This is a genomic window from Lactobacillus paragasseri, assembly GCF_003584685.1.
Lineage (GTDB): Bacteria > Bacillota > Bacilli > Lactobacillales > Lactobacillaceae > Lactobacillus > Lactobacillus paragasseri.
In genome coordinates this window covers 217329-232838 of the sequence record NZ_AP018549.1, presented here as the reverse complement: position 1 = coordinate 232838, position 15510 = coordinate 217329, and the positions used below count along the sequence as shown (strand labels likewise).

Here is a 15510-nt window from a genome sequence, read left to right as displayed (position 1 = left end):
TTTCAGTTATTAATTGACACTTATCATTAAAAAAGTGCTATAATGTAAATGCTTTCAATGATGAAAGTGCATACATTTAATTTATAGATCAACACTCAGACACTGAAAAACACTTAATTATATTCACAAAGGAGATAATTATTATGGCAGACAAAACTATTATGCTTGCTTGTTCAGCAGGAATGTCAACTTCATTATTAGTATCAAAGATGCAAAACGCAGCTAAAGAAAAAGGCAAGGACTATAAGATCTTTGCTACTGCAGCATCAGGCATTCAAGATGAAATTGACAAGGAACACCCAGATGTATTAATGCTTGGACCTCAAGTTCAATACATGGAAGACAGTGTTAAGAAGATTACTGATGCAGCAGGCATCCCATTAACAGTCATCAACATGCAAGACTATGGCATGATGAATGGTGAACATGTTCTTGAAACTGCTCAAGAATTAATGGGCGACAAATAGTCAAAATGAATGACGAAGTAAAAATTGTTAATGAATTTGATCGTGATGGTCATCACTTCAAAATTGGCGTTAATGCAGATGGACAAGTTTCTATCTATATAGACGATGAAACTAAAGCTCACCACGGCTATCATTTTCCAGGTATTATTCAGATTCCTAAGGGACTTGAATTAGATGGAAAATTGATGCTGCAACTACCAATTGACTGTGATGCAGCAGTTGATCAAGGAATTCAAAAATTAAAACAGAAATAATTTATGGGAGATGCTCGCTGACATAGTAAAATAAAATATTGTCAGGAGCATCTTTTATTTTGAAAATACTATCTAGGAGAATTAAATCATGGCACAAGAAAATAGCGATAACATGCAAGTTGTAATGGGAATTATTATGCAAGCAGGTAATGCAAAAGCTGCTGCTATGCAAGCAATCCAAGCTGCTAAGAAGGGCGACTTTGACAAGGCTGATGAATTTATTAAGCAAGCAAATGAAGGCTTAGTAAATGCTCATAATGTTCAAACTGATATGTTAACTCAAGAAGCACAAGGTAACCACGTAAAAGTTGACCTTTACATGGTTCACGCTCAAGATCACTTAATGACAGCTATTACCTTTATTGATTTAGCTAAAGAAGTAGTAGCTGTTTACAAAAAAATGGCTGAAAAATAATGACTACGGAAGCAAAATACTTAAAAGTTGCTCGAATTCTACAAAAAAGAATTGAAGATGGAGTTTACAAAACTCAAGCTCCCCTTCCTGACCAAAAAACACTTGCAGACGAATTACAAGTAAGCCGGTTAACTGTCAAAAAAGCCTTAGATGGATTACAAAGAAAAGGTCTTGTATATAAAGAATCTGGTTTAGGAACTTTTGTCTTAGGTCCGGTTCCAATCCAGGATAAATTTGATTCACCAGCAAATGCCTTTAGTGGCTTAGCCAATCTACTTGGATCAGATGAGGTTACTAGCGATATTATTGAGTTTAACGTTGAGTTTCCTAGTGAAGATATTCAACATTACCTAAAATTAAAGTCTAGCGACCCAGTTTATAATATCCGTCGCTTAAGAAGACTTGAAGGAAAGCCATTGATTCTTGAACATACTTTTATGCCAGTTCACTTAGTTCCCAACTTAACTGAGGATATCTTGCATAATTCTATTTATAATTATCTTCATCATGACTTAAAACTTAAGTTTGGCGTCGCATATCGTAAAATCAAGGCTGCTAAAGCAGACGATTGGGATCAAAAATATCTTAAAGCTAAAAAAGATGACCCAATTTTAGAGCTTGAGCAAATCGTATGGTTAAATAATGGTCAACCAGTTGAATATTCAACCAGTCGTAATCGTTACGATGAACGAAATTATGTCGTTTTAGAGACAAACAGCTTTTAAGTAAAAGTTCTAGAGCAAGTCTAGAACTTTTTTTATAAATTTAAACAAATAAAGAAGGGAAAAATAATGACTAAAACCTACTCAATGCCGAAAGATTTTTATTGGGGCGGTGCTAGTGCTGCTAACCAATATGAAGGTGGTTATAACGAAGGTGGCAAAGGATTAAACGCTATTGATGTTTTGACTAATGGTTCTGCTACTGAGCCAAGAAAAGTAACTTGGAAAACAAACGATGGCAAAACTGGTGTTACTCCAATGACGTGGGGAAAAGAATTTAAATTACCTGATGGTGCAAAGCCTGCACTTTTAGATAACTATTACTATCCTAGCCATGAAGGAACCGATTTCTACCACCACTATAAAGAAGATATTAAATATATGGCTGAAATGGGCTTTAATATGTTCCGTTTATCCCTGAATTGGTCACGTATTTTACCAAATGGAGACGATCAAGAACCAAATGAAGAAGGTTTAGCTTTCTATGACAAGGTCTTTGATGAATGTGCTAAGTACGGAATTGAGCCACTTGTTACCCTTTCACACTATGAAACTCCCCTATCTCTGATCAATCGCTTTGGCGGCTGGAAAGACAGAAAAATGATCGATATCTTCGTTCACTATGCAGACATCGTTATGAACCACTACAAGGGTAAAGTTAAGTACTGGCTTACTTTTAACGAAATTAATGCGATGGATATGGCTCCTTATATGGGTGGAGGTCTAATTGATGGAAGCAAGCAAAATCGTGCTCAAGGAGCTCATAATCAATTTGTAGCCAGCAGCAAAGTCGTTAAGTTAGCTCATGAAATTGATAAAAATAACCAAGTTGGTCAAATGCTTGCCTACTCTGCTTACTATCCATATACATCAGATCCAGCAGATCAGCTTTTAGTCATGAAAGCTAAGCAAGAGATGCTTTTCTATTCGGATGTTCAAACTGGTGGCCACTACCCTGAATACCGCCTTAAGGAGTATGAACGAGATGGAATTAAGCTAGATGACCGCCCAGAAGATTATGAATTAATCAAAGAATATCCCGCTGACTTTTTAAGTTTCTCTTGCTACACATCTAATGTCCTCACTACTCATGAAGCTGATGCTAAAGCAAACGGTAATATGTCAGCAGGTGGCGTTAAGAACCCATATCTTGGCTATAATGCTTGGGGATGGGCAACAGACCCTGATGTTTTAAGAATTGCCTTAAATGATCTCTGGGATAGATACCACAAGCCACTGTTTATTGTTGAAAATGGTCTTGGCTGGGGAGATGAATTAACTGAAGATCATAAGGTTCATGATGATTACCGCATTAACTATCTTCGTGCCCAAATTAAATCTATGGAAGAAGCAGTTAATGAAGACGGTATTCCATTAATGGGCTACACAATGTGGTCAGCAATTGACCTAGTTTCAAACGGAACTGGCGAAATGAAGAAGCGCTATGGTTTTGTTTATGTAGACCGCGATGACATGGGTAACGGCTCATTAAAGAGGTATCCTAAAGATTCCTTTAACTGGTACAAAAAGGTTATTGCATCACAGGTGAAGATTTAGACTAAAGGCAAAATAGAACCTAGCATTTTCTAGGCTCTATTTTTTTGACAAATTAATATTAGAAAGACGCAAAATGATTACAATTACAGACCAAGCAAAGTTTAAAGCAAAAGATTTCTTTAATTACCTTAATATGCAGCTCACACAAGCAATTAAAAAAGCACGAGGCAATGACTTACCAGTAAAAATTGTCGCAGGAACTACCTATTAGAAAAAAATGTAAAAGCTGAAATTACTGAGTACGAATTTGGCAAAAAATATGTTTCGGTTTTTAAATCTGCTAAGCTAGATGTTAAAATTGCTTATTACTTAGAAGACAATGAACGTGGCTGTCAGATCACTTTTAAAGAAGACGTTCTTAGTTTTGATGAAAAGAAACATTCTAATCTTGGTACCTGGTTTTACAACTGGCAGTTAAAACAAGGTGCTAAAAAACAACTAAAACAAATGAAGAATAATGTGTTAGCTTACGCCAAATAACAATAGCCCTAGTCTCAATATTTCGAGATTAGGGCTATTTTTGTTAAATAATATCATCAGAACTTTGATCGTAAAATTTAGAGTTTTTGTAATTATAAACTAATTTAGAACTATCAAAAGCAGTTCCATTGGCTAGATAGAAGGTATCATAGACTTCTAAACAAGGATCTCCTTCTTTTAATTCAAGGTATTTTGCCTCATCAGCAGTTAATTTTCTAACACGCATATACTTATCAGAAAACCGAATTTCTTTCTTTAGTCCTTCTCGGATGTAATCAAAAATCGAGCCTTCTGCGATTTCTTTACTCATGAAGGGAACTATACTTTTACGATAATATGACTCTTCTAAGACAAAGGGCTTACCATCTTGCTTGCGCAATCTTTTAATAAAGTAGCATTCTTCATCAGAATGAAGATGTTCACTGATTGGTTTAGGTGCCTTCTTCTCCGAAAACTCGATTACTTCCGTAGTCGGCTTTTTTAATACATGGGCAAAACCAGCATTGTCTGTTAGAGACATATAACCATCTTGCCCGGTAGGCCTAACAAAGACGCCCGACCCTTGCACCTTATAGACAATCCCTCGCTGTGTAAGTAAAGTAATTGCCTGCAAAATAGTTGACTTTCCGACTTGATATTTCTTCATTAAGTCAGTTATAGTTGGCAATTTATCACCATGATGAAGTTGCTCTTTATTAATATAATTTTTTATTTTATCCGCAACTAATTCATATTTCTTCATTATTTACATCCCTAAATGAAAAATTCTCATAGTTATATTCTAACTATGAGAATTTTCAAAGTCTATATTTTATAATTAAGCTTTCTCAGCACCAGCTTGCTCTTTCTTAAGCAATTCATTGTCGTAATGCTTAATGAATGGGTACCAAATTAAGAATGCAACTACAGCATTGACTAAAGCTAAAACAGCACCTTGCCAACTAGCAGTGGCCATCATACCACCAAGACCTACAGGAATTGGCCATGGTTGTTGAACAATAATCTTAGGTACTAAGTGAGTTGCAATAGCTGCATAAGCAACCATTGAACAAGTCATAGGTGCTAGTAAGAATGGAACAAATAAACGTACGTTATAAACAATTGGCAAACCAAATAGTAAAGGTTCGTTAATGTTAAATACAGCAGGAACAGCTTCAAGTTTACCAAGTTCTCGTAATTGTTTAGATCTAGAAGCAAAAGCCATCCAGAGTGCCATACCTAAAGTAGCACCAGAACCACCCATGATTACGAATGCGTTTGAGAATTCACCAGCAAAGACATAGTGAGCACCAGAAGCATTAGCAGCCATGTTTGATAAAACAATTGCTTGGTAGAAACTTGAAATAATAGTCGCACCGTGAATACCAAACCACCATAAGAAGTGAATCAGGAAGAAGATAATCAAAACTCCCCACCAGGTATTAGCAATGTTTGAAACAAATGAGAATGGAATAAACAATAATTGGAAAATATCTGTACCAAGAACAATTAAGATAACGTCAATTAAAGCAATGACAATCGCAATCACAAAACCAGGAATCAAAGCAGTAAATGAGTTAGCAACACCTGATGGAACAGATGCGGGCATTTTAATTCGCCAATTGTGTTTAATACAGAAACGATAAATTTGAACAGTTAACCAGGCAACGATTAAACCAGTAAAGATACCTGTAGCACCAATTCTAGTTAAACCAGAACCAGAAACGCCATAACCACCAGCAATAACATTATCTTTCTTCAAAATGTTAACAAAGACAGTGTTACCGCCCTTCCATACTAATTGTGGAACGGTAATGAATAAACCCATTAAAGTTAAGAAAACTGCGTTCAATGGATCAAGCAATAAGTTTTCTTCTTTACGATAAATATCTGCATAGTTATAAGCAAATGATCCAGCAAAGTAAATTGCGATAATACCCATCGTGGCGTTGTAAATAACAGTATAAATATTGTTAAAACGTCCAAATGTATTATTGTAAAAATCTACAAATCCTTTAGCAGTAATAACTTGCGTTAAAACTGTTAAGACCAAAAACATTGATCCAATGATAGAAAAGGCAATAATCGAATAACCAGCACCCATAATTGCACGTACAAAACGTGAACCTGAGAACTTGCCTAGTATCTTCATCATTTTATCTTTAAATGATGGTTGCGCAGTGTCAGACATAGTACATCCCCCTCAATTTGTCCTACTGTCTATTACTTTCAAATGTCTTAATTGCTCGTGCATATTTGTCGCGACCATTTTGAATGTTACTAATTCTTCTTAAGATCAAAATGGAACCTAGCATTCCAATTACTAAAATCGTAACAATTACATTTGCGACATCATTTGTAGTCATAAAAGGAAATAGAAGCTTTCCAAATGGTAAATAGCAACCTATAGCAAAGATTACATTTGCACCTAGCTGCAGTTGATAATAAAGTTTCGTAAATTTCAAATCAGTATTTCTCACATTCCATTTACTTACTTGCTCAACTGAAGCTACTAATAATAAAACAAACAATAATCCCGAAATTATCGAAGCAACAATATCTTTGTAGCAAATTGCAAAAACTAACCAAAATAGATTAGTGAATAAGAACGCCGCAGAAAAATAACGAATCATTAAATAGCGGCTAAAATTTATAGATCTTACACTCATGTCATGTTTCTTTTGTTCTAAACTCTGATCTTTTTTAGTCATTATTGTATCTGCCCTTTCAATATTGTTCCCGAACAATTCAGACAACACCTGTATAATACTACTAATTGAAAACGGTTGCAACAATGAAGACTGTTTTCTTATGAAAAATAAAATTCTATACTTTTTAACTTTACAAGCGAGTTTTTAATTTGTAGAATGAACTTCGAAAACGCTTACTTTAGAAAGGATGTATTGAATATGACTGGATACACTATGCCAAAAGGCTTTTTATGGGGCGGCGCTGTTGCTGCCCACCAACTTGAAGGTGCATGGAATGAAGACGGAAAAGGAATGTCAGTTGCCGATGTAATGACTGTAGGATCCGCAACTAAACCACGTGAAATCACAAATGGCGTCATCCCTGGTAAGAACTACCCTAACCATGATGCTATTGATTTTTACCACCATTACAAGGGCGATATCAAATTAATGGCTGAAATGGGGTTTAAAGCTTTTCGTACTTCAATTGCTTGGACTAGAATTTTTCCTAAGGGCGACGAAAAAGAACCTAATGAAGCAGGTCTTAAGTTCTATGATGACTTATTTGACGAATGTCACAAATATGGAATTGAACCAGTAATTACTCTTTCTCACTTTGAAATTCCTTATCACTTAGTTAAAGAATATGGCGGCTTCACTAACCGTAAATTAATTGACTACTTTGTTCGCTTTGCTCGCGTATGCTTCAAGCGTTACAAGAACAAGGTTAAGTACTGGATGACCTTTAACGAAATTGATAACCAATCTAGTTTTAACAATGACTTCTTGATGGCTACTAACTCCGGAATTTTATTCAAGAATGGCATGGGCGATAAAGAAAAAGAAGCAGCAATGTATCAAGCAGCTCACTATGAATTAGTTGCTTCTGCTTTAGCAGTTAAAGAAGGACACAAGATTAATCCAGACTTCCAAATTGGCTGTATGATTAATTACTCACCTGTTCGGCCTTTAACTCCATCTTCAGACGATGTCTTACTTGCTGATAAGTTTGAACAAAGACGTGACTTCTTCTCTGACGTTCACGTTAATGGTGAATATCCAAACGCAGTTGAAGACTACATTGAAAGAAATGGCTACCGTCCAGATATTACTGAAGAAGATAAGATTGCCTTAAAGGAAGGTACTGTTGATTACGTTGGCTTTTCATACTACCAATCAACTACTGTCTCAAGTAAGAAAGTTAAACCTGATGAGTTAACTGACTTACAAGAAGCAATTGTTGAAAATCCTACATTGCAACGTAGTGACTGGGGTTGGGAAATCGATCCAGAAGGTTTAAGAATTTCTCTTAACCACTTAACTGACCGCTACCACAAGCCACTCTTTATTGTTGAAAATGGTCTTGGTGCTTACGACAAACGCGAAGCTGATGGCTCAGTTCATGACCCATATAGAATCGATTACTTAAGAAAGCACATTGAACAAATGGAAAAGGCTGTCGTTTTAGATGGTGTTGACTTGATGGGTTATCTTCCTTGGGGATGCATTGACTTAGTATCAGCTGGAACTGGTCAAATGGACAAGCGTTATGGCTTTATTTACGTTGATAAAAATGACAAGGGTGAAGGAACACTTGAGCGTTCAAAGAAAGATTCCTTTGACTGGTACAAGAAAGTTATTGAATCTAACGGCAAAGACTTAGACTAATCATGAAAAATAGGATCTAGAATTACTCTAAATCCTATTTTTTTGTGCTAAAATTAGCACTTTGTCAATTAGAGTGCTAAATATTTTACATTCTATTCTGACCTACTACAATAGAAAGTGTAGAGAGCGTAATGGAAGGAAGTTTTATTATGGCAAACGAAATGATGAAGAATCGTAACAATGATAATATGATGGATCAATTAAGCGATTGGTTTAGTTTTCCAAAAGACTTTTTTGACGATAGTTCAATTAAGAACATTATGCAATCTGATGTAGCTGAAACAGACAAGGACTATATCGTTAAAGTCGACATGCCAGGAATGGATAAGAAAGACATTAAAGTTTCTTATAAAGATGGCATCTTGAATGTTTCAGGTAGCCGTGACTCATTTGACAACTTAGATGACAAGAATGGCAACCTTATTCACCGTGAAAGAAGCGTTGGTCACATTCAAAGAAGCTATCGTATTCCTGATGTTGATTCTAAAGAAATTTCTGCTAAGGACATCGACGGCGTTTTAACCATTACCTTGCCAAAATTAACTGAAGAAGACAAAGAAAACACAATCACAATTGAATAAATTTGATTGCTTACAAAAAAAGGCATCCCGCAAAGCGAGGTGCTTTTTAATTTACTGCAATAATTTTTACATCATAACTTCCAGCTGGTGCTTCAACAGTTACTGTTGCACCAGCTTTTTGCTTCATTAAGGCCTGTCCTAAAGGAGAATCAAAAGATATTTTTCCTTTAGTCAGGTCTGCTTCCATTCTACCAACAATCCGGTATTCTTCCGCATCATCATCACCTTCAAAAAGCAGTTTTACATTTGAACCTAAATCAATTGTGCCACTTTTATCTTTTTGAATAATTTCTGAATATCTTAATTGTTTATCTAGATAACGCAGTCGACTCTGCAAATGCCCTAATTCCATCTTAGCAGTCGTATATTCTGAATTTTCTGACAAGTCTCCCATACTACGAGCTTCTTGCAAAATTTTAATTCTACGTGGTCGATCTTTTTTTAAACGGGCTATCTCGTCTTTAATTTCTTGATAGCCTTCTGGCGTCATTTTTTGATAGTAAACCATTATTTAACCTTAACATCGTTTCCAGTAAGAATGTCTTGCTTGTAAAGTTCACCATTCTTGACTGAATAATGACCAACAATTGTTCCAGTTGACTTTTCAGCTAAAGAGTATTGACCATTGCCACCATCAATTAAGGTAAAGTTGTCTGGACCATAATTACTTGAATAACCATGCTCTTTAATTGTGTCAGAAACCATCTTGTTAAACATAGCATCTGAAGCATTATGAGATGATGATGCATTTTGACTATTACCATTAGTTTGGGTGTTAGATGCAGCTGAATTTGATGCATTGTTCGAATTAGTTGATCCAGTTGAATCAGAAGAATTGTTAGAGTCAGTTGATTTGTTCTTATTAGTCTTTTTGCTGGTAGTATTACTTGAACTTTCACTACTCTTATCGCTCTTCTTATCAGAGTTAGTAGTTTCTGAATCATCAGTATCTACATCAGTCTTATCTTTCTTAGTAGTGTGTTTCTTAGCCTTATGACTCTTCTTGTGACTTGTCTTACTGCTTTTTGCTTCGTTATTAGTACTAGATTGATTGGCACTATTGCTGCAACCTACAGCAAGAAGCATTGTCATTAAAGTTATTCCTGATACAAAAATGTTCTTTTTCATATTCATTTCCTCCGATATTGTTATAAACATTATACTTCATAACGTCTATTGAAATACTTATGAAAGTTACTTTCATTCATAAAATTAGTGTATTAAATCATTATTTGCTGTATAGTAAATATAATGAAAAATATTATAAAAAAATTAAAGGAGTGTAATTTATGTCTCACGAATTAACCCTACAAGAAATTGATCAATTCCGTAATGACTTTGATAATTCACGCAATGAAGTTGTTTCTCGCGCAGCAATGCGTTCCGGTGTTCTAGAAGCCTCATTTAACCCAACAGTTACTAACCGCTTAAATGATGTTTTCTCTGTTGAAGTGGAAACTGATAATGTTACTAACCAAATGCAATCAGGACGTTGCTGGTTATTTGCTACTTTAAACACCTTACGTCATGACTTTGGTAAAAAGTATAAGGCTAAGAACTTCACTTTATCTCAAGCATATAACTTCTTCTGGGATAAAATTGAACGTGCAAATATCTTCTACGACGCAATCATTGATTCTGCTGATAAGCCATTAGATGATCGTACTGTTAAAGCATATATGAATTTTGCCGGTTCAGATGGTGGTCAATGGGCAATGGCTGCTTCACTAGTTAAGAAATACGGCGTTGTACCAACTAATGCAATGCCTGAAAGTTTTAATACCAATCACACTGCTGGCTTAGCTGATGCTTTAGCTCGTAAGGAAAGAAAAGATGCCTTAGTTTTACGTAAATTAGTTCAAGCAGGCAAAACTGAAGAAGTTGAAAAGAAGCGCAAAGAATTCTTAAGTGAAATCTACCGTATGACTGCGATTGCTGTTGGCGAGCCTCCTAAGACCTTTGACTTAGAGTATCGCGACGACGATAAAAAATTGCACTTAGATAAGAACTTAACTCCAGTTGAATTCTTCAACAAGTATTGGGATGTTAACTTCGATGACTACGTTTGTTTGACTAATGCACCTGACCACGAATATGGCAAGCTTTACTCACTTCCATTCGAAGATAACGTTAATGGCGGACTTCCAATTACTTTCTTGAATGTACCAATCGAATACTTAAAAGAAGCTGCAATCAAGCAACTTAAGGATGGCGAAAGCGTTTGGTTTGGTAATGATGTCTTAAAAGAAATGGACCGCAAGACTGGTTACTTAGATACTGAGTTATACAAGACCGACGAATTATTTGACGTTGATACTTACATGACTAAGGCTGAAAGATTAGCTACTGGCGAAGGTGAAGTTAGTCACGCAATGACCTTAGTTGGTGTCGACTTAGACAAAGGCGAAATCCGTAAGTGGAAAGTTGAAAACTCATGGAGTGAAAAGTCAGGCCGTAAGGGTTACTTCACAATGAGTGATAAATGGTTTGATGAGTTTGTTTATGAAGTAGTTGTTAGAAAAGAATTCTTAACTGACGATCAAAAGAAACTTGCAGAAAGCAAGCCTACTCCACTTCCAGCTTGGGATTCACTTGCTTAGTGAAAATAAAATATATTGATAAAAAGGGATTTGCGTCGCTATAGACACAGATCCCTTTTATAATTCTTCTTTTTCACTATCTTCAATAAACTTTTCCATAAGTTTGGGATTTTTAATTAAAATCTTTAGTAAACGATTATCACTAATCGATGGCACAGCTCCGGCTTCATAAAGAGCTATTGTTGCCACATTCCATCCCAAAACTTCAGCAAATTTTTCTTTACTAAAATTCCAATGATGTCGTAAATTTTTAAGATCAGTTGGTGAAATAATACCAAACTTTCTCCGATACTTTTCCAAAGCTAATTTTGCTGCATGATCATCAAGTTCTAAGTCAGCAATTACCTTACCAGTATTCTTGTCAAAACGAGCAGACGCAGTAATTGTAATTTGTTGTCCACGAATGTCATAACTATTAGTATAATCTGCAATATAAGACATGACTTCATCCCCTTAATTAAGTGAATAATAAAGCTAGCCAAAAGATTAGCTAGCTTTATTATCTTACACATTCCATTCATCCATAAATTCTTGAACGAATTCACGCATATATTCAGTTCTTCGATGTGCTTCTTTCTTAGCAGCAGGAGTATTCATCAATCCCTCTAAATCAAATAATTTTTCATAGAAGTGATTAATCGTTGTCTCAACATGGTTACGATATTGGTCATGACTTACTAACTTTTCAGGCTTAATCTCTGGATCATAGATCTTATTTCCATGCTTTCCGCCATAAGTAAATGCTCGTGCGATTCCGATTGCACCTAAGCTTTCGATTCGATCTGCATCTTGCACATATTGTCCACTCAAGGGCAACTTGTAGTGATGTTCAATATTGGCGGAAAAAGACATGTGCTGAATCGTAAATAAAATATCCTGTGCTTCTAACTCAGTAAATCCAACTTTAGGTAGTAACTCTTTAATTTCTGCAATTACCTTACTTGGGTCATCGCAAATTTTCTCATCAATTGTATCGTGCAAGTAACTACCAGTCTGAATAATAGCAACAACTCGGCTATCTGCATGCGCATCGGGATAATCACTTAAATACATTTTTATAGCTAAGTTTGCTACTCGTTGTCCATGATAGTAGTCATGTCCTGTTTTTTCACCTTTTAAATGATCTTGGGTAAACTGCTTAACTAATTCAATATCCATCTGTTTATCACCAAAATTAAGCCATTGAATCCCAGCAAGGAACTGGAGTAGCTTCTCCTTCAGCAATCTTTACTAATTTTTCAGGTAAGTATTGCTTCTTCACTACAACCTTAAAGAGGTATTCGTCAAACCACTTATCGTCCATTACAAAGTAGCCTTTTTCACCAACTTTGGTTCCCCAAGAATTTTCAACCTTCCACTGACGAGGCTTACCATCAACTACATCTACACCAACCAAGGTCATTGCATGAGTAGAGCCACTAGCACCAGTTTCAAGACGCTCTTTCTTACTTAATTTAGTTTCAATATTAAAAACAGTATCTGTTTCATATAAATCAGCAGCTAAAATTCCCTTTTGACGGTCGCTTTGCTTGCCTACATCACAACCAAACCAGATCGTTTCACCATCTTTTAATTGCTTAATAGCAGCTTCCTTAAGATTTTCGATATTTGTATTCAAAAATCTAATTGGACTACCGCCTTCAACATTATCTTCAAATGGAAAAGCATAAAGCTTGTCATATTCATGATCTGGCGCATTAAAGAGAACAACATAGTCATCCAAATCATCTTCAAAATAATTGTGGAAAAAGTCTAGTGGGGTAAGATTTTGATCTAACTTGTAATTACCATCATCATCTTTAAATTCTAAATCAAACTTATGCACAGGTTGTCCAAAAGCGATCACAGCCATACGGTAAACTTCACTTAAAAATTCTTGGCGTTTTTGCTCAATTTCAGCTTCTTTTCCTTCTTGAGCAAGTTTACGTAAAACTAGTCCATCTTCACGTAACTTCATGTTCAAGGCTTGATTAAACGCTGCTGTATTGTTAGCAGTAAAACTTTCATCTTGTGCATAAGTTGGCACTAAGCCATATTTTCTAATCAAGGAGATAGCCATATGCCATTGTCCACCATCAGTATCTGGAGCTTGCAAATAAAAATGCACAGTTCGATCATCCACAGGTTTATCCGCAGTTTCTAAGATATGATTGAAGAAAATATTTGCTCTTTCGATTCGATCCCAGAAAAAGAGATAGCTTTGTGAAAAAGTAAAGTTCTTTGCATGATATTGCTTAGCGAACTTGTGACGTAAAACGTTCAATGCCGCAAACAACCAGCAACGACCTGATTGTTTTTGATCAGTCACATTATCAGTTGGAATTTCAATTGAGAAGGTGCGATTTAAATCACGAATTCCTTCACTGTTGAAGCTGGCTTTTTGCACGCCGTTATTCACAACAGCTAATTCAGCGATCTTATTTTGTTTGTTTTGTTGATAATCTTGTTGAAATTTTTCAATTTCTTCTAGTGTAAGTTCATGTGCCATGTCTATTCCTCTTTCATAAATTACAATATTTTATCTCCATTATAAAAAGGGACAGTCGTTTTGACCATCCCTTAATGCATCATCCATCAAAAAAGCTTCTGCTAGCCTAAGCTTATTTAATAACTAAGCCGTTTCCCAGATTTGAACTGGGGACCTCCTCCTTACCACGGCGGTGCTCTACCTCCTGAGCTAAAACGGCATATACAGTTTAATTATAACAAAAAAGACGAGGAACGCTTATTGCATCCCTCGTCTTCCCTTTTTGATTACTATTTAATTTTAACTAGAGTGTACTTTCTCTTACCCTTACGGATAATTACGTACTTACCATCAAAATCACTATCTGGTTCAACAATAAAGTCAACATCATTTTGACGTTCGCCATTTACATAAATAGCACCGTTCTTAACATCTTCACGTGCTTGACGCTTAGATGGTTCAATCTTAGTTTCAACTAAGAATTCAACGATATTCTTAGCTTCATGAGTTGCTTCTGCACTTGGTGCGTTCTTCAAAGCTTGTTCAATTTGAGGAACAGACAAGCTCTTAACGTTACCTGAGAATAGTGCTTCAGTAATCATTTGAGCTTCTTTTAAGCCTTCTTCACCATGAACAAACTTAGTTACTTCTTCTGCTAATCTCTTTTGAGCTGCACGCTTCCAAGGTTCTTTTTCAGTCTTTTCGGCTAAGTCTTCAATTTCTTCACGACTCAAGAAAGTAAAGTACTTAAGGTACTTCACAACATCACGGTCATCTTGGTTAATCCAGAATTGGTAGAATTCATAAGGACTAGTTTTTTCTGGATCGAGCCATACAGCACCACCAGCAGATTTACCAAACTTAGTACCATCAGCCTTAAGCATCAATGGAATAGTTAAACCAAAGGCAGGACGATCTGCACCTTCAAGCTTGTGGATTAAGTCAATTCCAGCTGTAATGTTGCCCCATTGATCAGAACCACCAATTTGAAGTTGAACGCCATTATCTTTGTTCAAGTGGTAAAAGTCAATTGCTTGCAAGATTTGGTAACTAAATTCAGTAAATGAAATACCATTCTCTAAGCGGCTAGCAACAACATCTTTGTTAATCATATTATTAACTTGAAAAAATTTACCATAGTCACGCAGGAAATCAATCAAATTAAGCTTTCCAAGCCAATCAGCATTGTTTTTAATTTCAAAGTTTTCCGTACCGAATAACTTTTTCATTTGAGCAGTCAACTTTTCCTCATTATGCTTAACTTGTTCAGCAGTTTGAAGAACACGTTCGGTCTTTCTACCTGATGGATCACCAATTGAACCAGTTCCTCCACCAATCAAAATTACTGGATGGTAGCCAGCCATTTGGAATCTTTTCAAAATCATAAATGGAATCAAGTGACCAATGTGAAGTGAATCTCCAGTCGGATCAGTTCCGCAGTAAAGAGCTAAATCATCATGCTCTGCTAAGTACTTGCGTAAACCTTCCTCATCGGTTTCTTGGTTAATAGCACCGCGCCATTTTAAATCTTCTAAAATGTCAAATTTTGCCATAATAATTTCTCCTAACAAAAAACGTCCCTAGACTTCTCTCGAAATCTAGGGACGACTAAATTACTTCATTAGCCGTG

At 35.9% G+C, this 15510-nt stretch carries 16 protein-coding genes, 1 tRNA gene and 2 pseudogenes; 9 read left to right on the top strand and 10 right to left on the bottom strand.

What is annotated here, in order from left to right:
* The first annotated feature begins 143 nt into the window (after positions 1-143).
* From LpgJCM5343_RS00975 to LpgJCM5343_RS00950, 6 genes and pseudogenes are all read left to right on the top strand, one after another.
* Positions 144-467, top strand: a complete 324-nt coding sequence (locus LpgJCM5343_RS00975; RefSeq protein WP_003649545.1) for a PTS sugar transporter subunit IIB — start codon at positions 144-146, stop codon at positions 465-467.
* Positions 468-472: 5 nt separating this feature from the next.
* Positions 473-721 (top strand): hypothetical protein, encoded by a 249-nt coding sequence (locus tag LpgJCM5343_RS00970; protein WP_113576181.1) that lies wholly within the window; start codon positions 473-475, stop codon positions 719-721.
* Positions 722-809: 88 nt separating this feature from the next.
* On the top strand, positions 810-1136 hold the full coding sequence (locus LpgJCM5343_RS00965) for a PTS lactose/cellobiose transporter subunit IIA (RefSeq protein WP_003647909.1): 327 nt from the start codon (positions 810-812) through the stop codon (positions 1134-1136).
* Positions 1136-1861 carry a GntR family transcriptional regulator gene (locus tag LpgJCM5343_RS00960; RefSeq protein ID WP_048687171.1) on the top strand — a complete coding sequence of 242 codons (726 nt, stop codon included), beginning with the start codon at positions 1136-1138 and terminating at the stop codon, positions 1859-1861. Before LpgJCM5343_RS00965 ends, LpgJCM5343_RS00960 begins: the two co-directional genes overlap by 1 nt.
* Before the next feature lie 66 nt (positions 1862-1927).
* Positions 1928-3420, top strand: a pseudogene (locus LpgJCM5343_RS00955) (glycoside hydrolase family 1 protein).
* Between the two features lie 68 nt (positions 3421-3488).
* Positions 3489-3895: pseudogene (locus tag LpgJCM5343_RS00950) on the top strand (DUF3284 domain-containing protein).
* A gap of 43 nt (positions 3896-3938) precedes the next feature.
* Here the strand turns inward: LpgJCM5343_RS00950 and LpgJCM5343_RS00945 are convergent.
* The 3 genes from LpgJCM5343_RS00945 to LpgJCM5343_RS00935 form a co-directional block, all read right to left on the bottom strand.
* Positions 3939-4637 carry a GntR family transcriptional regulator gene (locus LpgJCM5343_RS00945; RefSeq protein ID WP_077959367.1) on the bottom strand — a complete coding sequence of 233 codons (699 nt, stop codon included), beginning with the start codon at positions 4635-4637 and terminating at the stop codon, positions 3939-3941.
* A gap of 75 nt (positions 4638-4712) precedes the next feature.
* Positions 4713-6065, bottom strand: a complete 1353-nt coding sequence (celB, locus tag LpgJCM5343_RS00940) for a PTS cellobiose transporter subunit IIC (protein WP_020806589.1) — start codon at positions 6063-6065, stop codon at positions 4713-4715.
* A gap of 22 nt (positions 6066-6087) precedes the next feature.
* The gene (locus tag LpgJCM5343_RS00935) at positions 6088-6585 is read right to left on the bottom strand and encodes a hypothetical protein (RefSeq protein ID WP_048687180.1); all 498 of its coding nucleotides are present in this window, start codon (positions 6583-6585) and stop codon (positions 6088-6090) included.
* 198 nt (positions 6586-6783) lie between these two features.
* Between LpgJCM5343_RS00935 and LpgJCM5343_RS00930 the strand changes: the two genes are divergently transcribed.
* Both LpgJCM5343_RS00930 and LpgJCM5343_RS00925 read left to right on the top strand, forming a co-directional pair.
* Positions 6784-8232, top strand: a complete 1449-nt coding sequence (locus LpgJCM5343_RS00930) for a 6-phospho-beta-glucosidase (protein ID WP_101890931.1) — start codon at positions 6784-6786, stop codon at positions 8230-8232.
* 149 nt (positions 8233-8381) lie between these two features.
* Positions 8382-8813 carry an Hsp20/alpha crystallin family protein gene (locus tag LpgJCM5343_RS00925; protein WP_003647914.1) on the top strand — a complete coding sequence of 144 codons (432 nt, stop codon included), beginning with the start codon at positions 8382-8384 and terminating at the stop codon, positions 8811-8813.
* Between the two features lie 46 nt (positions 8814-8859).
* Here LpgJCM5343_RS00925 and greA read toward each other — a convergent pair whose 3' ends face one another.
* Complete coding sequence (greA, locus tag LpgJCM5343_RS00920) at positions 8860-9321, bottom strand: transcription elongation factor GreA (RefSeq protein ID WP_003649554.1); 462 nt, start codon at positions 9319-9321, stop codon at positions 8860-8862.
* Positions 9321-9941 (bottom strand): hypothetical protein, encoded by a 621-nt coding sequence (locus LpgJCM5343_RS00915; protein ID WP_101890930.1) that lies wholly within the window; start codon positions 9939-9941, stop codon positions 9321-9323. The genes greA and LpgJCM5343_RS00915 overlap by 1 nt, the downstream gene beginning before the upstream one ends.
* A 161-nt stretch (positions 9942-10102) precedes the next feature.
* Between LpgJCM5343_RS00915 and LpgJCM5343_RS00910 the strand changes: the two genes are divergently transcribed.
* On the top strand, positions 10103-11413 hold the full coding sequence (locus LpgJCM5343_RS00910; protein ID WP_020806594.1) for a C1 family peptidase: 1311 nt from the start codon (positions 10103-10105) through the stop codon (positions 11411-11413).
* 57 nt (positions 11414-11470) lie between these two features.
* Here the strand turns inward: LpgJCM5343_RS00910 and LpgJCM5343_RS00905 are convergent, their stop codons facing one another.
* The 5 genes from LpgJCM5343_RS00905 to tyrS all read right to left on the bottom strand — a co-directional run bounded on the left by LpgJCM5343_RS00905 (position 11471) and on the right by tyrS (position 15433).
* The gene (locus LpgJCM5343_RS00905) at positions 11471-11854 is read right to left on the bottom strand and encodes a transcriptional regulator (protein WP_101890929.1); all 384 of its coding nucleotides are present in this window, start codon (positions 11852-11854) and stop codon (positions 11471-11473) included.
* A gap of 63 nt (positions 11855-11917) precedes the next feature.
* Positions 11918-12571, bottom strand: a complete 654-nt coding sequence (locus tag LpgJCM5343_RS00900) for an HD domain-containing protein (RefSeq protein WP_113576180.1) — start codon at positions 12569-12571, stop codon at positions 11918-11920.
* A gap of 16 nt (positions 12572-12587) precedes the next feature.
* Positions 12588-13901, bottom strand: coding sequence for a C1 family peptidase (locus LpgJCM5343_RS00895; RefSeq protein ID WP_101890928.1), 1314 nt, complete (start codon positions 13899-13901; stop codon positions 12588-12590).
* A 126-nt stretch (positions 13902-14027) separates the two neighbouring features.
* Positions 14028-14100: transfer RNA gene (locus LpgJCM5343_RS00890), tRNA-Thr, on the bottom strand.
* 70 nt (positions 14101-14170) lie between these two features.
* Positions 14171-15433 carry a tyrosine--tRNA ligase gene (gene tyrS, locus LpgJCM5343_RS00885; protein WP_101890927.1) on the bottom strand — a complete coding sequence of 421 codons (1263 nt, stop codon included), beginning with the start codon at positions 15431-15433 and terminating at the stop codon, positions 14171-14173.
* Positions 15434-15510: the final 77 nt, after the last annotated feature.